A 16,916-nucleotide genomic window follows, 5' to 3' on the forward strand; every position below is an offset into this window, starting at 1 on the left:
TGTATCTATTTCTTTGAAATCAAATTGTCATGACAGGACGCCCAGGCCGACCCGGGCGGCGTGTGCCTCTGACCGGTCTCACCGGCACGATAGGGTGATCAAAAATGGGTGCAGGCACTGCGCCCAGTGAGTTCGCCAAAACGCCAATATCACCCCGTCGTTCAGCCAGGCAAATCAGGTTCGAGGCCGCTTCGGATTCGGCAACCACGTACGATTGCGCACCTGTCCGATTGCCCCCAAACCGGCCCGATGGACAAAATGCGCGAAAACCGCCTTCGATGTAGATCACCTCGTCATCATCAAAAAATAAGGTGCTGATATCAAAGAATGACGCTGGCGCGTCTGACTTGATACGGAACACCCCACTCAGCAACCTCGCGGGTACAATAGGTTGGTTTCTGGGGCCATCAAAGGCAGTGGGGCCCAGTTTGGCGCTGTCCAGCGCGACCCCTTGTTCCGGCATCAACCACACCGGGCGTCCATTAAAAGCGGTGTTTGACGGGACCCGGATCGGTAGGTTCTCTGTGTTGGAGACCCCCGGTGGGATCTTGATGCAATCCGTTGAAATGCGGCGCACGGGCTGGAACCCATTATCCAATGTGCGTATGCGGTCACCCGTCTGAATCTCTTCGACAAGTTTCCATCCGCCTTTCGTTGCTACTTTGGTCCCATGAACCAAACCGCCCCTACGGGCATTCACAGCGACTTGCGCGGTGCGCTTGCCCTTGTACCCCGGGCGCTCTGCGAATCCTAAAACACTCTCTACTTTCAACAAGAACCGAACCCACTAATTACACACAAAAACTGATGGCGAGGATTAACACAGGATTAAGATCGGTGACTTATTTTCGACATATTACGGCCCGATTTGCGCCGCCAAGACCTCAAAACCCAAGGCCTTACGGGACAACGCGCCTCCTGACTGCCTATTGGACACATATCCGAAACTATGAATTGTCCCCCGGATCGAAGGAATAACCGAATCTGCGAATGTCCTCGATACACGCCTCTGCAACTACCGACGCAGCGCGTTTGGAATAGTATCGGCGATAGTCGCCACCGCGCTCCGACCGGTTGAGATGCGGCAAGGTCACGCGGAACCCCAGATGATCGAACAACGGGGCCGCATCAGTGTCGAACTGTTCCAATCTGATGAAAAATCGGCACTGCTCTTCTCCGTCCGCGCGGGTCACATATCGACGCGCCGGGCTATTCTGGAAAGATAGCACTATATCCGGGTGCTGCACGAAACGCTCGAAGGCCAAGGATCGGGCTAAACTGACCGAAGGGTGGTCGAAACTCTGCTCACGCAGCCAGTGGTAATAGCTGACGATCCGATCCCAGGGATTGCGGACCATCGTGAAAACAGTCAGTGACCGCAATTCCTCGACCGAAAGAACCCCGTCTATATCTGCTAAGGAGGAGTGTTTCCACAAACGTCCCCTACCCGTCAGCGCCTTGACCCTTTTGCGGCGCCTAAGGGCTTTGGGTGTGTCGCCGATCAGGATGTCGTCCTTCATCGCCCGCTGCTCTAACGCCTGTGCCAGCGACGTCCCGCCAGTCTTGGGAATATGGACGAACACATAGCGACGCCCGCGTGAAATGATCACGCCGCCTGCCCCTCGGTTGTGCGCCCTGATCGCCAGCCCAGCAACGCCCCGGCGGCCGCAATCAACCCAATTCCGGCCACCTGCATCACTCCGATGGACTGACCGAACACGACCCAGGCAAAAAGCGGACCAAAAATCATCACCGAATATTCGAACACCGCCACATAGGAGGTCTCACCAATTTGGTAGGCTTTGATTAGCATGAAGACGGCAATTGTTGACCCCGCGGCTTGTACAACGATCCACGGCAGCGCGGGCTGCATCTGCCAGACCACCCCGCGTGTCACGAACCCGTCGGGCAGCGAGTGCGGCACGGTGGACAGAACAATCAGACCAATGGCCCCTGCCAACCCCAGTGTGACAATCATGGCTGCCAACAGCGCCACGGTGCTTTCCTGCGCGCAATGGCTGCGCGTGACAATCGCGCTGAGAGCGTAAAAGAATCCCCCGGCCACCGGCAGCAATGTTTGGACGTCGAACTCATACGGGTTCGGCTGAAGGACGCACAAAATCCCGGCGAACCCGATCAGAACCGCCAGAATGCGCCACGGTCCGATTTTCTGACCCATTGCCAAAGCCGAGATCAAAAGCACGAAGATCGGTGAAGTGAACAGCCCCGCCAGCGCCTGTGCAATCGGCATCAGGGCAAGCGAGGCAAAGTAAAACAGCATCGCCAGTGTTATCAGGACACTGCGCAACAGAACAGGCCCAAGCCGCCTCGGGCGCAGCCCTCCCAACCCCAGCAACGACAAACAAACAATCAACGGCAACATCATCAGAGCGCGGCTCAGGTGGAACTGCCAAAGACCTATCGTATCGGCCAGCAGAATGACCACGTTGTCGATCACCCCAATGATCGCCATCGCACACACCATCAGCACCGAGGCCAATATTGGTGAAGTTTGGGTATTCGCCTGCATGCTACGCCCCGGTTGCAATGTGGTATGCGGCGATATGATTTCCCGCGCATCGTGTTATCCAGCACATTTCACATTCCGGGTGCAACAGGTTTGCGCCTTTGGATTTTCGCGTGTTAAGCTACGGCAAAATAATCACGAGCAGCGTTCACCTTGAAGACGGCCCTTAAACAGTACCAGAGGATCGAAGCGACCGGTCTGTGGCGGCCCTCGCCCGAAGTTCAGCGGCGCGAGGTCGTAGTGTCGATTGGCGAAGCCACGCTGACGATCTCAGATTTCAATGAGCAGGCCTTGACCCACTGGTCTCTGGCAGCATTGGAACGCCAGAATCCGGGCACATTCCCGGCCATCTTCAACCCGGACGGCGACCCGGACGAAACGTTAGAACTGGCTGAATCAGAAACCACGATGATCGAAGCGATCAACCGGCTGCAACGCGCTATTGACCGGGCGCGCCCCCATCCCGGACGATTGCGCTGGTTGAGCGTCGCGGGTGTCGTCGCTGCCGTTGCTGCGTTGCTGCTCCTGTGGGCACCTGCGGCTTTGCAAAACCACGTTGTCTCGGTCGTGCCAGACATCAAACGTCAGGACATTGGCAATACGATTCTGCAACGAATCGAAAGAGTTTCCGGTCGGGCTTGCAACTCCGAAAGTACACAAGGCGCCTTGGATCAACTGGCTGCGCGTACCGGAGTTCGCAAGGTTGTCATTCTGCCAGCCGGGGTGCAAAGCAGCCTCAGTCTGCCGGGCGGAATCGTTCTATTGAACCGGGCGCTGGTCGAGGATCACGAAGACCCCTCGGTTGCCGCAGGTTACATCATTGCCGAACGCGCGCGTGCCGAAGCGCAGGACCCGCTGGATGACCTGCTGGACCGTACCGGTGTCACGACGGCCTTCCGCCTGCTGACGACCGGAGAGCTGACATCCGGGATAGTCGACAGCTATACCGAGCAGGTTTTGGCGGAACCGCGCACTTCCTTACCCGAAGACGATCTGCTGGCTGTGTTCGCCCAAACCGCTTTGCCATCGACACCATATGCCTACGCGACGGACATCACCGGCGAAACGGTTCTGGGCCTGATCGAGGCCGACCCGATGGCGGGCCGTCCTTTGCCTCAGGTTCTGCCGGATCGCGACTGGGTCCGGCTGCAAAACATCTGCGGTGAATAGATTACTTGGTGCCGAACATCCGGTCGCCCGCATCGCCCAGACCGGGCATAATATAGCCCTTGGAGTTCAGCTCACGATCCAGCGAAGCGGTTACGATTTTGACGTCCGGGTGTGCCTCTTTCATGCGTGCCACGCCCTCAGGCGCGGCCAGCAGACAGAGAAAACGGATATCGGTGGCGCCCGCTTCTTTCAGCAGGTCAATTGCAGCCGCCGAGCTGTTGCCCGTAGCCAGCATTGGGTCAACGGCAATGACCAGTCGATCTTTCAGCCCTTCGGGTGCCTTGAAATAATACTGGACCGGCTTTAGCGTCTCTTCGTCCCGGTACAACCCGACAAACCCGACCCGCGCCGATGGGATCAGTTCCAGCACCCCATCCAGCATGCCGTTGCCCGCCCGCAGGATTGAAACCAGCGCCAGCTTTTTGCCAGCAAGGATCGGGGCATCCATCTCCTCCATAGGGGTTTCGATATGTCGGGTGGTCAGCTTCAGCTCACGCGTGACCTCATAGGCCAACAGTAGGGTGATTTCACGCAACAGCTGACGGAATCCGGCAGTCGACGTGCCCTTGTCCCGCATGAGCGTCAGTTTGTGCTGGACCAGCGGGTGATCAACGACGGTCAGGTGTTCGCTCATGGTCTCTCCAGTCTTTTCTTGACCCGCGCGCGGGTGTCATCATCGCAAAAGGCGGCCGCAAGGGCCGTATTGTTCAGGGCTGCGAAATCCTCAGCCTCCCAGCCAAAGGCTTGGCTCAGCATCTCATATTCGCGCCGCATAGTGGTGTGGAAAAACGGCGGATCATCGGTGGAGACGGTGACATTGACACCTTGGTCACGCAAGTCCGCAATTGGATGTGCTGCAAAATCGGGAAACAGCCCCAGCACCACGTTCGAGCCAGGGCAGACCTCAAGCGTGATCTCTCGGTCAACAAGTTCCCGGATCAAGTCGTCGTCTTCGACGGCGCGGACACCGTGACCGACACGTTCCACACCCAGCTCCCGAACTGCATCACGAACACTTTCCGGGCCGCCAAATTCACCGGCATGCGTGGTCAGACGCAGACCTGCTTCGCGGGCGCAGTCAAAAGCCCACTTGAAATCGCCCTGAGTGCCAACGGATTCATTGCCTCCCATGCCGAACCCTGTAATCCAGTCACCCGCAGTTTCTGCCGCGCAGTGGGCGCTGCGTTTGGCCTGTTCCGGCCCGAAATGGCGGACGCAGGTAACAACGCCGCGTAGCGTGATGTCGAACTTACGCTCTGCCTCGTGGGCCGCGTCCTGAATGGCGTTCAGGTAATCCTGCCACGCGTGCAGATCACCGTCACCGCAAAAATCGGGGCTTAGGAACGTCTCGGAATAGACCACGCCATTGGCCGCGCTTTCTTCGAGGATCGCGAGCGTCAGGCGACGGAAATCCTCGGGTGATTTCAGCACCTCACAGGCGGCTTCGTACACGCTAAGGAAATGGGCGAAGTCGCGGAAGTCATAGCCACCGTCCGGCGTGAAAATTCCGCTTAGGTCAATGCGCTTTTCGTGGGCAAGCTGGCGGATAAAGGCGGGCGGGGCCGCGCCTTCGTGGTGCAGGTGCAGTTCGATCTTTGGCAGGTCGGCGACAGTCATAGAAAACTCTTCCCCGGCCCTTGTGCCGGTATGTTCAGATGGTGTGCGATGCTGGCAGCCACGTCGGCAAAACTGATCGCGCCGATCTGGCCCGCGCTGGGACCTGCGGTCAATACGGGCACCTGTTCGCGTGTATGGTCCGTACCGATCCAGCTGGGGTCATTGCCGTGATCGGCAGTTAGCAGCATTAGGTCGCCTGGACGAAGTTTTTTCAAAATCGTGCCGAGTTCACGGTCAAACCACTCTAACGCACGGGCATACCCGCTGATATCGCGGCGGTGGCCGTACAGACTGTCGAACTCGACGAAATTGGCGAAGGTCAGACTGCCCTCTTCGGCCTTATCGACCAGATCTGACAGGTGCCCCATCAGTTCGGCATCCGAACCTTTGCGCAGCGTGTCGATCCCCTGCATCGAAAAAATATCGCCAATCTTACCCACCGCATGAACCCGGCGGCCAGCGTCTTGCGCCCAATTGGTCAGAACGGGCGCGGGCGGCAGGATGGCGAAATCCTTGCGGTTTGTGGTCCGGGTAAATCCCTGTTCAGGCGAGCCCACAAAAGGCCGTGCGATAACGCGCCCCACTTTCATCTCGTGCAATCGCGGAGCCAGCTTTTTGCACATGTCCAGCAAGCGGTCGAGGCCAAAGCTTTCCTCATGCGCCGCGATCTGGAACACACTGTCGGCTGAGGTGTAGCAGATCGGCCAGCCGGTCTGCATATGCTCGACCCCAAGTTCGGCAATTATCGCCGTCCCCGAGGCGTGGCAATCTCCCAGAATTCCTTCCGTTCCGGCTGCGTCGGCAGCGGCGCGGCTCAGATCAGATGGGAAGGACGGCGTGGTATCAGGGAAATAATGCCAGTCCCACGGCACTGGCAGTCCGGCCAGTTCCCAATGGCCCGAAGGCGTATCCTTGCCCGGCGAATGCTCGCGCGCGCATCCCCAAAGGCCAGTAGGTGCGGTTTGCAATCCAGGCGTTTCCGCACCCGAAGCCAAACGCGTTGCGGCCCCCAGCCCCATCGCATCCAGATTGGGCAGGCGCAATGGACCCGAGCGCCCGTCTTCGGCCCGACCCTCGGCGCAGGCCTGCGCAATGTGTGCCAACGTGTTGGCGCCTGTATCTGGCGTCTCGCCGTTGAAGAACCGATCCGCATCCGGGGCACCGCCGATCCCCACTGAATCCATAACGACCAGAAACGCACGGGTCACGGCGTGATCCTTTCGTGGATAAGCACAGGCTCTGCGCGTGCGTCGGGGCTGATCGTGAACGCTTTTCGAACCGTATCTGCTGCCTGTTGCGCGGCATCTTCGCGGGCGGCGTGAACAACAGCCAACGGCGCGCCCGCATCAACCTTGTCGCCCAGCCGAACAATACCTGAAAGACCCACTGCCGGATCGATCTCATCGCCTTCCACCTGCCGCCCGCCGCCCAGTGCGACGACCGCAAGGCCCAGCGCCTCTCCATCTATTGCGGTGATAAAGCCGCCGGTCGAAGCTGGAATCTCAAGGATCACGCTGGCTTCGGGCAGGTATCGAGACCAGTCCTTTACAAACTGCAGAGGTCCACCGACCGCCGCCATCATCCGCCCAAACCGCTCGGCCGCGCGACCGTCGCGGATAACTTCGGCCACCTTGGCGCGACCTTCTTCGGCGTTAGCGAACATTCTGGCATCGGCCAATAGAACACCGCCCAACTCAGCCGAGATTTCGGCAAGCGGGGCGTCATGCGCTTGCGTCAGGACATTCATGACTTCGGCCACTTCCAACGCGTTACCCAATGCCGGTGCCAGCGGCTGATGCATGTCGGTAATCACCGCCGAGGTCCTGCATCCCGCCGCATTCGCGGTTTCGGTCAGTGCCTGTGCCAGCTTGCGCGCATCTTCCAGCGTCTTCATGAAAGCACCGCTGCCGACCTTAACATCTAGCACCAGAGCTTGCGGGCTTGCCGCCAGTTTCTTGGACAAGATCGACGCGGTGATCAGGTCTAGGCTTTCCACCGTCGCAGTCACATCGCGAATCGCATAAAGCCGCTTGTCCGCCGGCGCGATCTGTCCCGTCGCGCCAACAATGGCCGCGCCAGTTTCGCGCAGGATCTGGGTCAAGCGCTCTTGCCCGATCTGGGTACTGACGCCGGGAATGGCTTCGAGCTTGTCCAGCGTTCCCCCGGTATGCCCCAAGCCCCGGCCCGAGATCATCGGGACATAGGCCCCAAGTTCTGCCAGCGCAGGCGCCAACACGAGGCTGACGCAATCCCCGACCCCTCCGGTCGAGTGTTTATCGATCACTGGTCCGTCAAAATCCCATTTCAGGACGTCGCCGCTGTCGCGCATGGCGACCGTCAAATCGGCACGACCCTGCGCACCCAACCCACCCATACAGACTGCCATTGCAAATGCACCCGCCTGCGCGTCGCTAACGCCACCGTCGGCAAGGCCCTGTGCAAACCACTCCAGTTCTTCGCCGGTCGGCACCTGTTCGCGGCGCAGCTTTGCGATGATCGAGCGTGCGTCCATGGGCTCAGACATCCTCCATGTGCGACGCGTCGAACGCGCCTGGCAGGAGGTCCCCAATGGTAGTCACGAATTCTGCCCCATCGACCGTGGCCAACGTCACTGTGACGTCACGCCCGCCAAACTCGGCCAATTTCTGGCGGCACCCGCCACACGGCGGAACAGGTTGCGGAGACGAGGCGACCACATAGACTTCGGTCAATTGCTGCTCGCCCGCGGCAACCATGGCGGCGATTGCTCCGGCCTCGGCGCAAGTTCCTTCGGGATAAGCCACATTTTCAACGTTACACCCGGAATAGACCTGGCCCGAGGAGGACCGGATCGCTGCGCCCACCTTGAAATTGGAATAGGGAGCGTAAGCTTTTTCCCGAACAGACAAAGCCGCATCTTTCAAAGTCATAGCGATTCCCCATTTTTGATCATCTGGTCAGAAAGTAATATCCTAAAGGAAAGCGACCGGGGAATTGAAGCCCCGGGCGCGAATTTCATAGGCTAAATTTCTCTTAGTCCAACGTCGTGTTGAAAGTGCCCGGCAGCGTCACCTCGAGCAATTCGACGTCTTCGGACGGATCGGCAAGCCGCGTACGCATTCCCGGCGGGATGACAAAGGCGTCGCCCTGCTCAAGGCGATAGGGTTCACGCCCCTCGCCCTCCAGCGTTACCTCGCCATTCATGACAAAGGTAAAATGGATATCCGTGTCGTGCGCAGCCCAAACCGGGTCGCCCTGCCCTTTGCGTACGACTTGCACCCCGGCGACGCCCTTGGTGTTTTCGGCAATCGTCGTGTCGCGACAGATATAGCCCGGCAGACGGAACGACCGCCACTCGGCCCCTTCGGCCTGATTGAAGACAAAACGCTGACCCTGCCATTCCCGCTCGGGGCGGTAGTGCGGAGTTGGCAGCTCCATCTCGTGGTCAATCTCGGTGACATGTTCGGCGGGAACGCCGATCTCGATCACTTGCACATTGTCCGATGCCTCAAGCACACGGTGGCGGATTTCCGGGGGCTGAATAAAGCAATCGCCAGCGGTCAGACGCATCTTGTCGCCCTGATCTTCGTAGACCACATCGACCCAGCCGTGGATGCAGAAGATCAATTGAAACCCAACCTTGTGGAAATGCACCATGTCCGGGACCGGGCCGCCGTCCGGGATACGAATGTGGCTGGCAATGATCGAACCGCCCAACCGATCCGGCACGAGATCACGGTAATGCATCCCCGCCCGCCCTATGATCCAAGGGGCCTGATCCTTGAGCCTGCGCACAACAAAAGAGTGCACCGTATCTGGCATGATCAGCGGTGGGTTCAGATCATCGATTTCCACCCGCGTGCCATTAGGGGCCACAAGGCTGCGCTGACCCTGTGCGAAACCATCCGGGTTTTCTGTCAGAATGCGCAGTGTTCCGGGGGCTTCGGGCGCGTCCTTCTCGATCCGAACACGCAGACCATGCCCCGAGAAGACAGCAACACGCGGATCATCTGCCGGATAGATCATATCCATCCGCATTCCCAGAACTTTGGTGTAAAACGGGATATCGTCACGCAGCTCTTGTGTCGGCAGGCGGACTTCAGCGCATGTCCGCGTTTGCAAATTACTCATGTAGTATCTCACCAGTCTTGGGTTTTGAGCATCCGACCAGAACAGCGGTAAAATGCCAATCTAAAAGAGTATCAAAAGCTTGAATTCCAGAATTCAGTCGACGACCCCGGACAGGGTAGTCTGTAAAACTACCAACATAGACAGCGAAAAACTCTGGCTAGATGACGCCACGTAGCCAAGCCACAAAAAATAGTTTAACTCTCAATCAAATTCCAAGAGGGAGCTGAACCGACGATGTCAGATACACCGAGCCTGCGGCAGGCCGCACTTGATTATCACGAACATCCAAAGCCCGGAAAGCTAGAGATCAAGGCAACGAAGCCAATGGCAAATGGCCGGGATCTGGCACGCGCGTACTCCCCCGGCGTTGCCGAAGCCAGCCTTGAGATCAAAGCAGACGCGGCCTGTGCCGAGCGCTATACGGCGCGGGGCAACCTTGTGGCCGTTGTATCGAACGGAACTGCGGTTCTGGGACTTGGCAACATTGGTGCGCTGGCCTCAAAACCGGTGATGGAAGGCAAGGCAGTTCTATTCAAGAAATTCGCTGGCATCGACTGTTTTGATATCGAGGTCGACCAGCCCGACCCGGAAAAGCTGGCCGATATTGTCTGCGCGCTAGAACCCACGTTTGGCGCAATCAATCTGGAAGACATCAAGGCCCCCGATTGCTTTGTGGTCGAGAAGCTGTGCCGCGAGCGGATGAACATCCCGGTCTTTCACGACGATCAGCACGGCACCGCCATTGTGGTGGGGGCTGCTGCCAAGAACGCGCTGCACGTTGCCGGCAAGAAATTCGAAGATATCAAGATCGTTTCAACCGGCGGTGGGGCTGCAGGGATTGCTTGCTTGATGATGCTGGTCAAACTGGGCGTCAAACGCGAGAACATCTGGCTGTGTGACATTCACGGGCTCGTTTACGAGGGCCGCAAAGAGGATATGAACCCGCACAAAGACCAGTTCGCGCAGAAATCGGACCTGCGCACTCTGGATGACGTCATCGGCGAAGCGGATCTGTTCCTGGGTCTCAGTGGACCAAACGTCCTGAAGCCCGAGATGGTGCAGAAGATGGCCAAGCGCCCGATCATCTTTGCGCTGGCCAACCCGACGCCTGAAATCCTGCCGCAAGCTGCGCGTGAGGTTGCGCCAGATGCGATCATTGCCACCGGGCGCAGCGACTTTCCCAATCAGGTCAACAACGTTCTGTGTTTCCCGTTCATCTTCCGGGGGGCGCTGGATGTCGGCGCGACTGAGATCAACGACGAGATGCAGATCGCCTGTGTCGATGGCATCGCCGAAATGGCCCGCGCCACCACCAGCGCCGAGGCCGCAGCCGCCTATAAAGGCGAGCAGCTGACATTCGGGCCGGATTACCTGATCCCGAAACCCTTTGACCCGCGCCTTGTGGGTGTTGTGTCGTCAGCCGTCGCCAAGGCCGCGATGGACAGCGGTGTGGCCAAGCGGCCGATCGACGACATAGATGCCTATAAAGAGCGCCTGAATCAGACCGTTTTCAAATCCGCCCTGCTGATGCGCCCCGTGTTCGAAGCCGCCGCTGTTGCCTCGCGCCGGATCGTGTTTGCCGAGGGTGAAGACGAACGGGTGCTCCGTGCCGCACAGGCTATTCTGGAAGAAACCACCGAAACCCCTATTTTGATCGGTCGTCCCGATGTTATCGCTGCCCGCTGCGAACGGTTGGGTTTGTCCGTTCGACCAGGAGAAGATTTTCAGATCGTGAACCCGCAGGACGATCCGCGATATTACGATTATTGGAACTCGTATCACGAAATCATGCAGCGCCGTGGTGTGACCCCTGATCTGGCCAAGGCGATTATGCGGACGAACAACACGGCGATTGCCGCTATCATGGTGCAGCGCGGCGAGGCCGACAGCATGATCTGCGGTACATTCGGCGAATACCGCTGGCACCTGAATTATGTCGAGCAGGTTTTGGGGAGCTCTGATCTGCACCCGCACGGCGCCCTGTCCCTGATGATCCTCGAAGATGGGCCGTTGTTCATTGCCGACACCCATGTGCGGCAATTGCCGACACCCGAGGAACTGGCGGAAAGCACCATCGGGGCCGCCCGTCATGTGCGTCGGTTCGGGTTGGAACCCAAAATCGCCTACTGTTCACAATCGCAGTTTGGCAATCAGACCGAAGGTTCGGGGAAACGACTGCGGGCGGCGCTGGAGATTCTCGACTCTGAGCCGCGCGACTTTACGTATGAAGGTGAAATGAACCTCGATCTGGCACTAGACCCAGAGCTGCGGTCACGAATTTTCCCGAATTCCCGTCTGGATGGATCCGCGAATGTGCTGATCTTCGCCCACGCGGATGCGGCAAGCGGGGTCCGCAACATTTTGAAGATGAAGGCAGACGGGCTGGAAGTCGGGCCGATCCTGATGGGCATGGGCAACAAAGCGCATATCGTGACCCCATCCATCACGGCACGTGGCCTGCTAAACATGGCCGCAATTGCCGGGACACCGGTTGCACACTACGGCTGACCCCTAAAACCGGTCTGGTGCCTGCCTGGGCACCAGACTGTAACCCGGCACCACTGATTCTTTGCACTCATAGATTTGCAAGTTTGCAAAATATCCCCTGCGCCGCGTTCAACGCTTCAATTCAAAACGGGTTTGCAAAACTTTGCAGCCCAATCCAACACGAAATGCAAAGATTTTGCGATAAAGTGACGCTCCGTCATTTCGCTTTCTTGTATGCCGCCTGCTGCCCGCCTAACAAACTGTTGAGGGAGAAAAAGGAGAGGCCATCGTGGCATATCAGGACGTTTACCAAAGCTGGAAATCCGACCCGGAGGCTTTCTGGATGGAGGCCGCTAAGGGGATTGATTGGGTGCAACCGCCGACCAAGGCGCTATTTGATAACAACGCACCGCTTTATGAATGGTTTTGCGACGCAAAGGTAAATACCTGCTGGAACGCGGTGGACCGTCATGTCGAAAACGGTCGCGGTGAACAGACTGCGATTATCTATGACAGCCCGATCACCCACACCAAGCGCGAAATCTCGTACGTTGAACTGCGCAACCGCGTGGCCACTCTGGCCGGGGCGCTGCGCGCAAAAGGTGTTGAGAAAGGTGACCGGGTCATCATCTATATGCCGATGATCCCCGAAGCACTTGAGGCAATGCTGGCGTGCGCCCGCCTGGGCGCCGTGCATTCGGTTGTGTTCGGCGGCTTTGCCAGCAACGAATTGGCAGTTCGCATTGACGACGCCAAGCCCAAAGCGATCATCGCCGCCTCGTGCGGGATGGAGCCGGGCCGAGTTGTGCACTACAAACCTCTGCTGGACGGCGCCATCGACATGGCTAGCCACAAGCCCGAATTTTGCGTGATCTTCCAGCGGGAACAGGAAGTGGCGCAACTGATCGAAGGGCGCGATTTCAACTGGCACGGTTTCCAATACGGCGTCGAACCGGCGGAATGTGTACCAGTGGACGGCAATGACCCTGCCTATATCCTATATACTTCTGGTACCACAGGCGCGCCCAAGGGCGTTGTCCGCCCGACAGCCGGTCATCTGGTCGCGCTGAACTGGACCATGAAAAACATCTATGATGTCGACCCGGGTGATGTGTTTTGGGCGGCGTCCGACGTAGGCTGGGTCGTGGGGCATTCGTATATCTGCTATGCTCCGCTGATCCACGGCAACACCACTATTGTGTTCGAAGGCAAACCCGTCGGCACCCCTGATGCGGGTACTTTCTGGAGGGTGATTTCCGAACATAAGGTCAAGAGCTTTTTTACTGCCCCTACAGCGATCCGCGCAGTAAAACGAGAGGACCCTACCGGCGAGATGATCGCGAAATACGACCTGTCCAGCCTGCGCGCTCTGTTCCTGGCCGGAGAACGCGCCGACCCGGACACGATCGAATGGGCACAGGACGCGCTAAACGTTCCCGTGATCGACCACTGGTGGCAGACTGAAACCGGCTGGACCATCGCAGGCAACCCGCTGGGGATCGAGGAACTGCCGGTCAAGCTGGGCTCACCCGCCAAGCCGATGCCAGGCTACGATGTGCAGATTCTGGACGAAGGCGGCCATCCGATGAAACCCGGCGAGCTGGGCGCGATTGCGGTCAAACTGCCCCTGCCTCCAGGGACGCTTCCGACTCTGTGGAATGCTGAGGAGCGCTTCAAAAGCTCGTACCTGAATCAGTTCCCCGGATTTTATGAAACCGGCGATGCGGGGATGATTGATGAGGACGGATACCTCTACATCATGGCGCGCACCGATGATGTGATCAACGTGGCAGGTCACCGCTTGTCCACCGGTGGGATGGAAGAAGTGCTCGCCGCCCACCCCGACGTGGCGGAATGTGCGGTGATCGGTGTCACGGATCAGTTGAAAGGGCAAATGCCGGTTGGCTTTCTGTGCCTGAATGCGGGCTGCGAACGTGACCACGGCGAGGTCGTGCAGGACGTCGTCAAGCTGGTACGCGAAAAGATCGGCCCGGTTGCGGCATTTAAACAGGCCGTAGTGGTGGACCGCCTGCCCAAGACCCGGTCTGGTAAGATTTTGCGCGGGACGATGGTGTCGATTGCTGACAGCAAAGAGTACAAGATGCCCGCAACCATCGACGATCCTGCCATTTTGGACGAGATCACAGTGGCACTGAAATCCATCGGGTACGCACAGTAAGATTGCAGCGGGCGGCATCCGACCGCCCGCCCCTCGCCTTTCCCTTGCAACCGCGATCAGGACCCCTACTGTCTGACCAAGGCAGTGAGGTCCCATGACACATACCGACATCTGGCGCCTGAGCGCCGCAGAACTGACTGCACGCACGCGCAATGGAGACCTGAGCGTCGAAGAAGCGGTGCAGGATGCCATCAACCGGATGCATCAGGTCAACCCCGCGCTGAACGCGGTAGTCGAGGACCTGAGCACCGAGGCGCTGGAACGCGCGCGTGATCTCGACCTGTCTCGCGCTCAGGGGGCAACACCCGGACCGCTACACGGCGTCCCGGTCACCATCAAGATCAATGTCGATCAAAAGGGCCACGCAACGTCTAACGGCGTTGTCGCGTTGAAAGACGTGATCGCACCTAATGACGCCCCCATCGTCCGCAACCTGCAACGCGCCGGAGCGGTTGTGATCGGTCGCACCAATACGCCCGAATTTTCATTCCGCGCCGACACCGACAATCCACTACATGGCCGAACTCATAACCCATGGGGCCAGCATATCTCGCCCGGAGGGTCTTCGGGCGGTGCAGGCGCGGCTGTTATGTCTGGTATCGGCGCGCTAGCTCATGGCAACGATATCGGAGGCAGCCTGCGATTTCCGGCCGCGGCCACCGGCGCTGTCACGGTGAAACCGGGCCTAGGCCGCGTGCCAGCCTGGAATCCCAGCCAGCAGGCCGAGCGGGGAATTCTGGCGCAATCCATGTCGGTGCAGGGGCTGATCACACGCTCCGCCGCCGACCTTCACTTGTCGATGCCCAGCCTGATTGCTGCGGACCCACGCGATCCGTTCCATGTGCCCATGCCCTGGCGCGGGGCGACACCCGGTGGCCCAATCAAGGTGGCCTTTACCAAGGAAACTTTCGGCTATGCCCTGCACCCCGAGGTCGACAAAGCTCTGGACACAGCACGCGATGCCCTGATTGACGCAGGTTACGTGGTCGAGGAGGTTAGCCCGCCGGACGTTTTCGAATGCGGTCGGATGGGATACCGCACGCTGATGGGCGAAGTTCTGACGCTGATGAAAAGCGATATCGAGGCAGCAGGGTCAGAGACAATACGCGAAATCTTTGATGTCTATTTTCAGGAGTTCCCCCCCATCCTGGGCACCGATCTGGTGCGCATGTTGGCCAAAAGCACGCATTATGCGCGGGAATGGTCGCTGTTTCTTCAGGACTACCCCTTGGTCCTTTCGCCCTTCCTGCCGCAACCTTTCTTCAGGCCGGACCGCGACACCGAAGGGGCGGAAGGCGTGCATGAGGTTCTGGGGTGTGCAGTCTATTCCTACGCGATGAATTTTCTCGGCTTGCCCGCCGCAAGCGTTCCCGCGCGGCTGGCCGACCTGCCGCAAGGACCACAGCCAATAAACATCCAGATCGCCGCTCAACGCTGGCGCGAGGACATGGCCGTTGACGCCGCCGCCGCTATCGAAGCCCGCGTGGGTCAGATGTGCCTGCCGCTTTGGGATAAAATGGGCGTGTGACACGCCCACAAAAATAGACCCCGGGTTATTGTGCCCGGGGTCCGCTTGCTAAAATAAGCCCGGAAATTTGATAACGAACGTAGCACCACCTACCTTCGCCAGCGCGAAAACTGCGCAATTATTCGACAACGCCGTTTGGTGGCCACTCACTCCCACCTTAGCGTGTATTCCGGGCAAGATCAGATTAACAAAGGATGAATCAATCTCCTGTGAACTGGATCACACAAGCCCCAAAAAAGGTTTGCTTTTGATACATCAGGTGAATTGTTCCGAGATCAAACGCTCTTCCAACCCGTGTCCAGGGTCGAACAATATGCGATGTTGAATAGACGGTTCCGAGCGGATTTCGACCCAATCGATATCAGCGAAAGAAACCGAATCCGCGTCGGCCATGACCGGTCGCTTATCTGCATCCAGAACGTCGAAACGTACCTTCGCGATCTTGGGCAAAAGTGCACCGCGCCAGCGTCTGGGCCGAAATGCAGCAATCGCCGTCAGCGCCAAAACATCCGCTCCAATCGGCAGAATTGGTCCATGCGCGGAATAGTTATAGGCCGTCGAACCCGCAGGTGTGGACAGCAATGCGCCGTCACAGACCAACTCGGCCATCCGCACACGTCCATCCACGCTGATTTTCAACCGCGCTGCTTGCGGACCGGCCCGCAGTAGCGAAACTTCGTTGATCGCCAGCGCTTCGTGCATCTTACCTGCCTGATCCATGGCCTGCATTGCCAGAGGGTTGATCACCTCTTCCTGGGCCGACGCCAGACGCTCAAGAAGGTCCGCTTCGTGGAATTCGTTCATCAAAAATCCGATAGTGCCCCGGTTCATTCCGTAAACCGGCGTATCGAGGTGCTGCATGTTATGCAGCGTATGCAACATAAAGCCATCACCTCCCAAAGCGACCACCACATCCGCATCCCGGGGCGCTGCATTTCCATACAGTTTCACAAGATTGTCCCGCGCGGACTGCGCCACCTTGGCATCGCTGGCGAGAAAGGCGATTCTCTTTGTCATCTTTTCCGGTTTCCGGTGTTGCACATTTGGTTCCGAAACAACCATACCTTTCCCCAATAGGCCAGACTTGACGCCGTAGCAGGTCAAATCGTCGCTTTATTGCTTTTGCATCTATGCCGTTTCCGATAGGAAATCTGCAAGTTTCTTCCCAACCAATCGGAGCCCCCATGAACGCCAATCTTCGTGACACCGGTTTTTTCACCCAGTCCCTTTCGGACCGCGATCCTGAGCTTTTTGGCTCGATCACATCCGAGCTGGGGCGCCAGCGCGACGAGATCGAG

General features: G+C 58.4%; 14 protein-coding genes. 4 read left to right on the forward strand and 10 right to left on the reverse strand.

Annotation, left to right across the window (positions count from 1 at the left end; translation table 11 throughout):
• Nucleotides 1–19: 19 nt before the first annotated feature.
• The 3 genes from ACR0IY_RS05620 to ACR0IY_RS05630 form a co-directional block, all read right to left on the reverse strand.
• Nucleotides 20–700 (reverse strand): Hint domain-containing protein, encoded by a 681-nt coding sequence (locus ACR0IY_RS05620; RefSeq protein ID WP_480671155.1) that lies wholly within the window; start codon nucleotides 698–700, stop codon nucleotides 20–22.
• A gap of 247 nt (nucleotides 701–947) precedes the next feature.
• Nucleotides 948–1,610: a sulfotransferase family 2 domain-containing protein gene (locus tag ACR0IY_RS05625; protein WP_480671056.1), complete on the reverse strand. Its 663-nt coding sequence runs from the start codon at nucleotides 1,608–1,610 to the stop codon at nucleotides 948–950.
• Nucleotides 1,607–2,530, reverse strand: coding sequence for a DMT family transporter (locus ACR0IY_RS05630; protein WP_480671058.1), 924 nt, complete (start codon nucleotides 2,528–2,530; stop codon nucleotides 1,607–1,609). Before ACR0IY_RS05630 ends, ACR0IY_RS05625 begins: the two co-directional genes overlap by 4 nt.
• A 150-nt stretch (nucleotides 2,531–2,680) precedes the next feature.
• On the opposite strand from ACR0IY_RS05630, the gene ACR0IY_RS05635 reads away from it, so the two are divergent.
• Nucleotides 2,681–3,697, forward strand: a complete 1,017-nt coding sequence (locus tag ACR0IY_RS05635) for a hypothetical protein (protein ID WP_480671061.1) — start codon at nucleotides 2,681–2,683, stop codon at nucleotides 3,695–3,697.
• 1 nt (nucleotide 3,698) lies between these two features.
• On the opposite strand, the gene upp is transcribed toward ACR0IY_RS05635, so the two are convergent.
• The 6 genes from upp to ACR0IY_RS05665 form a co-directional block, all read right to left on the reverse strand.
• On the reverse strand, nucleotides 3,699–4,331 hold the full coding sequence (upp, locus tag ACR0IY_RS05640) for a uracil phosphoribosyltransferase (RefSeq protein WP_480671063.1): 633 nt from the start codon (nucleotides 4,329–4,331) through the stop codon (nucleotides 3,699–3,701).
• Nucleotides 4,328–5,314 (reverse strand): adenosine deaminase, encoded by a 987-nt coding sequence (locus ACR0IY_RS05645; RefSeq protein WP_480671065.1) that lies wholly within the window; start codon nucleotides 5,312–5,314, stop codon nucleotides 4,328–4,330. Before ACR0IY_RS05645 ends, upp begins: the two co-directional genes overlap by 4 nt.
• A complete protein-coding gene (locus ACR0IY_RS05650) occupies nucleotides 5,311–6,522 on the reverse strand; it encodes a phosphopentomutase (RefSeq protein WP_480671067.1) in 1,212 nt (403 codons plus the stop codon). Before ACR0IY_RS05650 ends, ACR0IY_RS05645 begins: the two co-directional genes overlap by 4 nt.
• A complete protein-coding gene (locus tag ACR0IY_RS05655) occupies nucleotides 6,519–7,826 on the reverse strand; it encodes a thymidine phosphorylase (protein WP_480671069.1) in 1,308 nt (435 codons plus the stop codon). Before ACR0IY_RS05655 ends, ACR0IY_RS05650 begins: the two co-directional genes overlap by 4 nt.
• A gap of 4 nt (nucleotides 7,827–7,830) precedes the next feature.
• The gene (locus tag ACR0IY_RS05660; RefSeq protein WP_480671071.1) at nucleotides 7,831–8,223 is read right to left on the reverse strand and encodes a cytidine deaminase; all 393 of its coding nucleotides are present in this window, start codon (nucleotides 8,221–8,223) and stop codon (nucleotides 7,831–7,833) included.
• Nucleotides 8,224–8,326: 103 nt separating this feature from the next.
• Nucleotides 8,327–9,424, reverse strand: a complete 1,098-nt coding sequence (locus tag ACR0IY_RS05665; protein ID WP_480671073.1) for a cupin domain-containing protein — start codon at nucleotides 9,422–9,424, stop codon at nucleotides 8,327–8,329.
• 234 nt (nucleotides 9,425–9,658) lie between these two features.
• Between ACR0IY_RS05665 and ACR0IY_RS05670 the strand changes: the two genes are divergently transcribed.
• The 3 genes from ACR0IY_RS05670 to ACR0IY_RS05680 all read left to right on the forward strand — a co-directional run bounded on the left by ACR0IY_RS05670 (nucleotide 9,659) and on the right by ACR0IY_RS05680 (nucleotide 15,618).
• Nucleotides 9,659–11,932 carry an NADP-dependent malic enzyme gene (locus tag ACR0IY_RS05670; protein ID WP_480671075.1) on the forward strand — a complete coding sequence of 758 codons (2,274 nt, stop codon included), beginning with the start codon at nucleotides 9,659–9,661 and terminating at the stop codon, nucleotides 11,930–11,932.
• A gap of 268 nt (nucleotides 11,933–12,200) precedes the next feature.
• Nucleotides 12,201–14,090: a propionate-CoA ligase PrpE gene (prpE, locus tag ACR0IY_RS05675; RefSeq protein WP_480671076.1), complete on the forward strand. Its 1,890-nt coding sequence runs from the start codon at nucleotides 12,201–12,203 to the stop codon at nucleotides 14,088–14,090.
• 94 nt (nucleotides 14,091–14,184) lie between these two features.
• Entirely contained in the window at nucleotides 14,185–15,618 is a 1,434-nt protein-coding gene (locus ACR0IY_RS05680; RefSeq protein ID WP_480671078.1) for an amidase family protein, read from the forward strand.
• A 255-nt stretch (nucleotides 15,619–15,873) separates the two neighbouring features.
• Here the strand turns inward: ACR0IY_RS05680 and ACR0IY_RS05685 are convergent, their stop codons facing one another.
• Complete coding sequence (locus ACR0IY_RS05685) at nucleotides 15,874–16,680, reverse strand: NAD kinase (RefSeq protein ID WP_480671080.1); 807 nt, start codon at nucleotides 16,678–16,680, stop codon at nucleotides 15,874–15,876.
• Nucleotides 16,681–16,916 lie beyond the last annotated feature (236 nt).

The organism is Ruegeria sp. BC1 (genome assembly GCF_056539305.1).